The 8,154-nt window shown below is 65.1% G+C and carries 5 protein-coding genes and 1 pseudogene; 2 read left to right on the forward strand and 4 right to left on the reverse strand.

Annotated features, from left to right (window positions below):
- Nucleotides 1–84: 84 nt before the first annotated feature.
- From xdhC to xdhA, 3 genes are read right to left on the reverse strand one after another with little or no spacing between them, the layout of a single operon-like run.
- Nucleotides 85–1,125, reverse strand: coding sequence for a xanthine dehydrogenase accessory protein XdhC (gene xdhC / locus VFF99_RS04655; RefSeq protein WP_325015428.1), 1,041 nt, complete (start codon nucleotides 1,123–1,125; stop codon nucleotides 85–87).
- On the reverse strand, nucleotides 1,122–3,461 hold the full coding sequence (xdhB, locus tag VFF99_RS04660; RefSeq protein WP_325015430.1) for a xanthine dehydrogenase molybdopterin binding subunit: 2,340 nt from the start codon (nucleotides 3,459–3,461) through the stop codon (nucleotides 1,122–1,124). Before xdhB ends, xdhC begins: the two co-directional genes overlap by 4 nt.
- 14 nt (nucleotides 3,462–3,475) lie before the next feature.
- A complete protein-coding gene (xdhA, locus tag VFF99_RS04665; RefSeq protein ID WP_325015432.1) occupies nucleotides 3,476–4,945 on the reverse strand; it encodes a xanthine dehydrogenase small subunit in 1,470 nt (489 codons plus the stop codon).
- 949 nt (nucleotides 4,946–5,894) lie between these two features.
- Between xdhA and uraH the strand changes: the two genes are divergently transcribed.
- Nucleotides 5,895–6,248, forward strand: coding sequence for a hydroxyisourate hydrolase (uraH, locus tag VFF99_RS04670; protein WP_325015434.1), 354 nt, complete (start codon nucleotides 5,895–5,897; stop codon nucleotides 6,246–6,248).
- Here the strand turns inward: uraH and VFF99_RS04675 are convergent.
- Nucleotides 6,233–7,627 carry a C13 family peptidase gene (locus VFF99_RS04675; RefSeq protein WP_325015436.1) on the reverse strand — a complete coding sequence of 465 codons (1,395 nt, stop codon included), beginning with the start codon at nucleotides 7,625–7,627 and terminating at the stop codon, nucleotides 6,233–6,235. The two genes, uraH and VFF99_RS04675, sit on opposite strands and share 16 nt — an antisense overlap.
- Nucleotides 7,628–7,879: 252 nt before the next feature.
- Here VFF99_RS04675 and VFF99_RS04680 point away from each other — a divergent pair.
- Nucleotides 7,880–8,154, forward strand: a pseudogene (locus VFF99_RS04680) (alanine--glyoxylate aminotransferase family protein); the annotation flags it as partial.

An 8,154-nucleotide genomic window follows, 5' to 3' on the forward strand; every position in this document is an offset into this window, starting at 1 on the left:
GGATACGGGCGGATTCTTCTTTGGGCGCTTGGTGGGTTTCGCTTCGCTCTACCCACGCTACGGTTCTTTATGGGTGGCTGTTCTTTACGATTCTTTATAGAGGACGGTAGGGTGGGTAGAGCGCAGCGAAACCCACCGCTCAGCCTGTTCCTCCCACACCTGCAACAACTGCGCACACACCGACGCAGCGATCACCGCCGGCGCCTTGCCGCTGATGCCGGGGATGCCGACGGGGCAGATCATCGTTTCCAGTTCTTCCGCTGCGATGCCGCGCTCGCGCAACCGGTGCTCGAACTGCATGCGCTTGGTCTTCGAGCCGATGAGGCCGAACCAGCCACGATCCCTGCGGCGCAGGATGGCCTCGCACAGCTGCTGGTCGAGCGCGTGGCTGTGCGTCATCACGAGGTAGCTGGCGCCGGACGGAACCGAATCAACCACCGCCTCCGGTATATCGGTCGCTTCGATCGCCACATTGGCAGGCACGTCCGCCGGGAACATGTCCTCGCGCTCGTCCACCCAGGTAACGTGGCAGGGGAGGTCGGCAAGCGCACGCACGATCGCGGCTCCCACATGCCCCGCGCCGAACAGCACCAGGTGCGAACGCCAGGCGAGGCAGGGATCGACCAGCCATCGGCGGCCTTCGGCGTCTTTAGCGACATGGCAGCCGCGCTCACGGTCGATACCGGGGAGCGATCCTGGCAGGGTCTCATCCGGCGTAACAAGGAGGACAGGCACGGATCCGTCGTCAAGTGCAACGACACGCCAGCTATCCTCCCGGCGCGTCCAACGCTCGTTGAGGCCTTCGTAGCAAGCATGGTCAACGCGCTCGAAGGCAAGGTGCACAACGCCCCCGCAGCACTGCCCCAAGCTGGGACCAAGCGGGAAGCGCGCGAGGCGGCGTTTCGATGCCGGTAATGCGGAGGACATCTCCAGCATGTCGCGTGCCAGCTCGCAGGCACGCATTTCCATGTGCCCGCCGCCGATGGTGTCGAACTGGCTGTCGCGCGTGACCAGCATCTTCGCACCCGGTTCGCGCGGCGCGGAGCCCTCGACGGACGCCACCGTGACCAGCACCGCCGGTTCTTCACGGGCGGCGAGGAGCTGGATTGCCGCAAGCCAGTTCATGCCACACGCACCGCGTCCACTGCATTGAGGATCGCTTCGCTGGTGGCCGGCGCGTTGAGCGGCGGATTCACCTTGTAATCGCCCACGCTCGCCACCGCATCACGGATCGCGAAGAACACCGAGAACGGCAGCAGCAGCGGCGGCTCGCCGACAGCCTTGGAGCGGTGGATGCTGTCGGACACATTGCGGTTCTTGAACAGCTTCACGCGGAAGTCGCGCGGGCAGTCCGAGATGCCGGGGATCTTGTAGGTCGACGGCGCATGCGTCATCAACTTGCCCGCCTGGTTCCACCACAGCTCTTCCGTGGTCAGCCAGCCCATGCCCTGGATGAAGCCGCCTTCCACCTGGCCGATGTCGATCGCCGGGTTGAGCGAATTGCCGGCGTCGTACAACGCATCGGCGCGCAGCAGTTTCCATTCCCCGGTCAGCGTGTCGACCACGACTTCCGAGACGGCCGCGCCGTAGGCGAAGTAGAAGAAGGGATTGCCGGTCATCGTCGCCGCATCCCAGTGCAGGCCGGGCGTGGCGTAGAAGCCGTCCGACCAGAGCTGGACGCGGGCGTTGTAGGCCTTGCGCACCACCTCGTTGAAGGGATGCGCGGTGCCGGCCACATGGATGTGATTGCCTGCAAATCGGATGTCGCCCGGATCCGCCTTCCAGGCTTGCGCCGCGAAGGCGGTCAGGCGCTCGCGGATCTGGCGCGCGGCATCCTGCGCGGCCTTGCCGTTCAGGTCGGCACCGGTGGATGCCGCGGTGGCGGAGGTGTTTGCCACCTTGCTGGTGTCGGTGGCCGACACGCGCACCTGCAACAGGTCGAGCCCGAGTTCATGCGCGACCACCTGCGCCACCTTGGTGTTGACGCCCTGCCCCATTTCCGTACCGCCGTGATTGACCAGCACCGAGCCGTCGACATACACGTGCACCAGCGCGCCCGCCTGGTTCAGGTGGGTGAGGTTGAAGGCGATCCCGAACTTCACCGGCGTCAGCGCGATGCCTTTCTTGAGCACCGGACTCGTGGCATTGAAGGCGCGCACCGCTTCGCGGCGCTGCCGGTAGTCGCTGTTGGCTTCGAGTTCTGCGACCAGTTCGTGGATGACGTTGTCGGTCACCTTCTGGCCGTATTGCGTGACATTGCGGCCTTCCTCGTCGTTGCGGCCGTAGAAGTTCAGCTTGCGCACGTCGAGCGCATCCTTGCCGAGATTGCGCGCGATCTCGTCGATGATGGTCTCGATCGCGATCGCCCCCTGCGGCCCGCCGAAGCCGCGGAAGGCGGTATTGGACTGGGTGTTGGTCTTGCCGCAGAGCGCGAGGATGTCGACGTCCGACAGGTAATAGGTATTGTCGAAGTGGCAGACGGCGCGGGTGGCGACCGGGCCGGACAGGTCGGCCGAGTAGCCGGCGCGCGACACCATCTCCACCTTCGCGGCGAGGATGCGGCCGTCGCCGTCGTAGCCGACTTCGTATTCGTAGTGAAAATCGTGGCGCTTGCCGGTGACCATCATGTCGTCGTCGCGATCGGCACGCAGCTTGACCGGGCGGTTCAGCTTCGCCGCGGCGATGGAAGCGGCGGCGGCCCACAATGCGGACTGCGATTCCTTGCCGCCGAACCCGCCGCCCATGCGCCGGCATTCGACGACCACGTGGTGCGAGTGCAGGCCGAGCGCATGCGCGACCACATGCTGCATCTCGGACGGATGCTGCGTCGAGCAGTACACGTGCATGCCGCGGTCTTCCTTCGGCACCGCATACGAAATCTGGCCTTCGAGGTAGAACTGTTCCTGTCCGCCGACGTAGAGCTCGCCCCTGACGCGGTGCGGCGCCTGTTCGAAGGCCCTGCGGAAATCGCCGCGCTGCAGGCGCATCGGCGGCAGCACGTAGGATTGCGCCTTCTTCGCTTCCTGCGGCGTGAGGATGGCGGGCAGTTCTTCGTAATCGACCTTGGCCAGCCGCGCCGCGCGGCGCGCATTGTCATGCGTGTCCGCGACCACCAGGAAGATCGGCTGGCCGACATACTCGACCAGCCCGTCGGCCAGGATGGGATCGTCGTGGATGATGGGGCCGCAATCGTTGGTGCCGGGGATGTCCTGCGCGGTGTAGACGGCGGCTACGCCGCGCGACTGCTTCACCGCGGACAAGTCGATACCCCTGACGCGCGCATGCGCCTTCTGCGACAGTCCGAGCGCGGCATGCAGGGTGCCGTGCAGCTCGGGAATGTCGTCGGTGTAGGTCGCTTCGCCCATCACGTGCAGGACGGCGGATTCATGCGGGCGCGGCACACCCACTTCCGCCCAGTCCGCGGTTTTCTGTTGCAGGAAGGATTCGGTGGTCTTGTTCATGATCGTGTCACCCCTTATGCGCTGGCGAAGGCATTGAGCGCGTGCGCAGGCAGCGGAGCATCGGGACGGGTTTCCAACCAGAAGCGGCGCAGCAGGTTTTGCGCGGCCTTCATGCGGTAGGCGCTGCTGGCGCGCATGTCGGTGAGCGGGGTGTAATCCTCCGCCAGCGCCTTCATCGCCTCGTTGAGGGCCGCTTCATTCCACTCGCGGCCCTTGAGTGCCGTCTCCGCCTTCGGCGCGCGGCGCGAGATGGCGGCCATGCCGCCGAAAGCGATGCGCGCATCGCGCACCGTACTGCCGTCGAGCGTGAGGGCGAACGCGGCGCAGACGGCGGAGATGTCCTGGTCGAAGCGCTTGGAGAGCTTGTAGGTGCGGAAACGCAGGTCCGGCTGCGGCAGCGGCACGCGCACGGCGTCGACAAATTCGCCCGGGCGCAGGTCTTTCTTCTGGTAGTCGAGGTAGAAGGCTTCCAGCGGCAGCACGCGCCGGCCCTCCTTGCCGCGCAGGACGATCTCGCTGCCGAGGGCAATCAGCCAGGGTGCCGAATCGCCGATGGGCGACCCGTTGGCAACGTTGCCGCCGAGCGTGCCGGCATTGCGCACCGGCAGGGAAGCGAAGCGCTGCCGCAATTCGGACAATTCCTGCGGGTAGTGTTTGCACACGGCAGTGTACGCATCCTCCAGCGTGACGGCGGCGCCGATTTCCAGCATGCCACCGTCTTCCACCAGCCGCTGGAGTTCGGCGACTTCGTTGATGTAGATGATGTCGCCGAGCTCGCGCATCTGCTTGGTGACCCACAGGCCGACGTCGGTCGAACCGGACAGGATGGTGGCCGCCGGCTTCTCGGCGCGGATTTGCACCAGCTGTTCCAGCGTGCGCGGGATGTGGAAGGCCTGGCCCTCGAAGGTATAAGTCAGCATGTCCTGGCGCTGTATCGTCTGCAGCGCGCCCTTGAGGGTGTCGCGGTCGAACTTCACCTGCGGCAGGTCGAGCATGCGGTGCGCGGCGTCGATGATCGGGCGGTAGCCGGTGCAGCGGCAGAGATTGCCGGACAAGGTATCGTCGATTTCCTTGCGCTCCGGATGGCAGGACTTGCCTTCCTGCTTCAGGTACAGGCCCCACAGCGACATCACGAAGCCCGGCGTGCAGAAGCCGCACTGCGAGCCGTGGCACTCGACCATGGCCTGCTGCACCGGATGCAGCGCGCCGTCCGGCTGCTTCAGGTCCTCCACGGTGAACAGTGCCTTGCCATCCAGGGTGGGAACGAACTGGATGCAGGAATTCACCGCCTTCAACGCGACGGTATTACCCTTCAGTTCGCCGATGACCACAGTGCAGGCGCCGCAATCGCCTTCGGCGCAGCCTTCCTTGGTGCCGGTGCAGCGCTGGTCTTCGCGCACGTGCTGCAGGATGGTCCTGGTGGGAGACGCATCCGTGACCGTCTGAACTTCACCGCGATAAATGAAACGAATGGGCTGGGTCATGCTTTCTCTACCATGGATTGTTGTGGCGCTAGATTAGCACCGGGGCGCCGCCGGGCTATATCCGGAACATGATGCAGGGTATCCTCGATGTGCAATAGGGGAAACATCGGGCGGCGGCAGGATCGTTGAAAATTTCATCATGCAAGATGCGGGCTAGGGCGTCAGATGACGGGTGCAATAGTGGGTATACAGGGTGGCATATAAGGGCGGTTCCAGTGTCTTTCTTCGGATGCGCAAACGCCACTGGGTCCCGGCCTTCGCCGGGACGACGGGGGAGGGGCGGAGATGTCGCGGGCGTATGCAGCCGCCCGCATAGCCAGTAGAGGCGCGCGCATGCGGGCGCAAACGTTGCATCGCCTCCATTCACTTACCCCGTCATCCCGGCGAAGGCCACGGATCCAGTGTCTTTCTTCGGACGCACAAACGCCACGGGGTCCCGGCCTTCGCCGGGACGACGGGGGTGGGGCGGAGATGCCACGGGCGTATGCAGCCGCCCGCATAGCCAGTAGAGGCGCGCGCATGCGGGCGCAAACGTTGCATCGCCTCCATTCACTTACCCCGTCATCCCGGCGAAGGCCGGGATCCAGTGTCTTTCTTCGGATGCACAAACGCCACGGGGTCCCGGCCTTCGACGGGACGACGGGGGAGGGGTGGAGATGTCGCGGGCGTATGCAGCCGCCCGCAAAGCCTGTAGAGGGGCGCGCATGCGGGCGCAAACGGTTGCATCGCATCCACTCACTTACCCCGTCATCCCGGCGAAGGCCGGGATCCAGTGTCTTTCTTCGGACGCACGAACGCCACTGGGTCCCGGCATTCGCCGGGACGACGGGGAATCTGCAGGGATGGCGCCGCCTTATCCACCCGCCCACATGCCACCTATACGATAGTTTGAATAAGCAGCATCATCCCCCGATATATCATTCCCCCATCAATTCCACCGGAGAAAGCAATGGGAAAGCTGAGCACGCACGTACTGGACGTCACACAAGGCAAACCGGGCGCCGGCGTAGAGGTCGAACTGTACGCGGTTGAGGCAACGCAAAGAACGCTCCTGTGCAGCACCGTGACCAACGCCGACGGCCGCTGCGACGCACCCCTGCTGCACGGAGACACAATGCGTCCCGGCCAGTACGAGCTGGTGTTCGGCGCCGGCGACTACTTCGCCGCCCAGGGCGTCAAACTGCCCGAACCGCGCTTCATCGACCGCGTGATCATCGCTTTCGGCATCGCCGATCCGGCGCAGAACTACCATGTACCGCTGGTCGTTTCCCCCTGGTCATACTCCACCTATCGCGGCAGCTGAGCCTTCAGCTGTTCTTCCAGCCGGGCAAGACGCGGCTTGATCGCGGGTCCGGCGCTGATCTGCGGATTCGAGTAACCGTCGTCCTTGCCCGCTTCCTCTTCCCGCTGCCGGATGATGTCCCGCGCAGCGGCGTGCGCGGCCTCGAAGGAGTGCGTGCGGCTGCGCAACTGTTCGTGGAACATCGCGCGCCCGAAGAAGGTCAGTTCCGAGCCGCGGCCGCAGCCGTAGGAGGTGTGCTCCGCGTCGGCGGCAGTCATCACCAGCGTGCCGTCTCCCGCCAGCACGGGGATCCAGCTTCCCGAGTAACAGGCGGAAATCGAGATCACGCGGTAGCGGATGCCGGCCTCGTCCAGCCAGGCTTTCAGGTCCGCGGGACGGACCGGGGCCACCGTCATCGGCCAGAATTCCGCCGCCAGCTGGCCGTCGCGCGCGCCGTGCGAAGTCAGGTGCAGGAAGAGGATGTCTTCGTTGCGGTCCATGAGCTCCGCCACGCGCTGGATCGCGCGCTGCAGGTTGCGCGGCGTGGCCCACGGCCACTGCTGGAGGGTCTGCACATGGTTGACCAGCTGCAGGTTCTTGCCTTCCGCGCCGAAGCGCTGCGCCATGACCTCGGCCACCATCGCGCTTTCGCGGCGGAATACGTCCTCGTCGGAATACGGAGCGAAGGTGATCGCGTAGACGTCGATCGTACCCGGGCGCTGCTTGCGGATTTCCTTCAGGCGTTGCGCCAGCAGTTGCGGCTGCGCTTCCATCAGCTCCTGCGTCAGGCTCAGTTGCCTGCGCTGGTCCTGCAGCTCATCGTCGCCTGGCAGCCAGAAGCTGGGCGGCTGTGCGGCGTAGTGCAGGGCGACCGCGGCGGCCAGGCTCAGTGCGGCCAGCGGCAGCGGCCTCCGGTTTCCCTCGCGCCACAGCAGCGCAAGCTGGGCCAGGATATTCCACGCCCCCGGCGCCAGCAACAGGCCCCACATTCCGGCGGTGCCGAGCGCGCGGGCGTTGAAAAGCTGCGCGTGGATCATCAGCGCATACACGGCGCCGGTAAGCAGCGAGATGCACACCGACTGCGCCAGTACCATGCAGACGAGGCTGGCGGTGCCGCGCTGCGGGCCGCGCATCATGTAACAGACCCAGATGGCGGCCAGGGTCGGCAGCCAGCCGCTGGCGACGGCGCGCCAGTCGAAGACCGCCGCGCCGGTGACATACAGGCGTTCGAACGCCATGTTGAGCAGGATGCCGCACAGCACCAGCAGCGCGACCATGGCCGGCGTGGGAAGCAGGCCTTTCCATCGCGGTCGCAGGAAGAAGGCGGCGCGCGCGCCCTCGCGCATCCAGTGCGCCAGGCTGCCGCCGGGTGCGGCGCTTGCGTCTCGATACTCGTTCATTCCACTGCTTTCCCGTCGTATTTGTGTCGGACAAGTGTACTGCCGCGGTACGGACTTGCGCTATTCCGGTGCTTTCTTGACCGCGGTCTTCGTGCATCGCCGCACTTTCTGGTTCAATAGCGGATCTGTCCCTTATCTGCCCTTTTCCGCCGGCTCCAGTAGAATCGCCTGAACAGCAGCACGTTTTGCAGGCGCGGCTTACGCAGCGGCAATTGCAAGGGCCCGGAACTTCTTACAACGATGGAGGCGCGAGTGCCAGGTTTGTTACCCCACGTCGATCCCGACGGACTTCTCGAATATTCGGTCGTCTACACCGATCGTGCAATCAACCACATGTCCCAGCAATTCCAGGGGGTGATGCGCGACGTTTCCGCCACGCTCAAGAAAGTGTACGGCGCGCATTCCGCCATCGTCGTTCCCGGCAGCGGCACCTTCGGCATGGAAGCGGTGTGCCGCCAGTTCGCCAACGGCAAGAAATGCCTGGTGATCCGCAACGGCTGGTTCAGCTACCGCTGGTCCCAGATCCT

Source organism: Noviherbaspirillum sp. (assembly GCF_035654295.1).
In the GTDB taxonomy this organism is placed as follows: domain Bacteria; phylum Pseudomonadota; class Gammaproteobacteria; order Burkholderiales; family Burkholderiaceae_D; genus Noviherbaspirillum.

Coding starts and splice junctions, on each gene's coding strand:
- xdhC (WP_325015428.1), bottom strand. CDS start 1,125: ATGAACTGGCTTGCGGCAATCCAGCTCCTCGCCGCCCGTGAAGAACCG.
- xdhB (WP_325015430.1), bottom strand. CDS start 3,461: ATGAACAAGACCACCGAATCCTTCCTGCAACAGAAAACCGCGGACTGG.
- xdhA (WP_325015432.1), bottom strand. CDS start 4,945: ATGACCCAGCCCATTCGTTTCATTTATCGCGGTGAAGTTCAGACGGTC.
- uraH (WP_325015434.1), top strand. CDS start 5,895: ATGGGAAAGCTGAGCACGCACGTACTGGACGTCACACAAGGCAAACCG.
- VFF99_RS04675 (WP_325015436.1), bottom strand. CDS start 7,627: ATGAACGAGTATCGAGACGCAAGCGCCGCACCCGGCGGCAGCCTGGCG.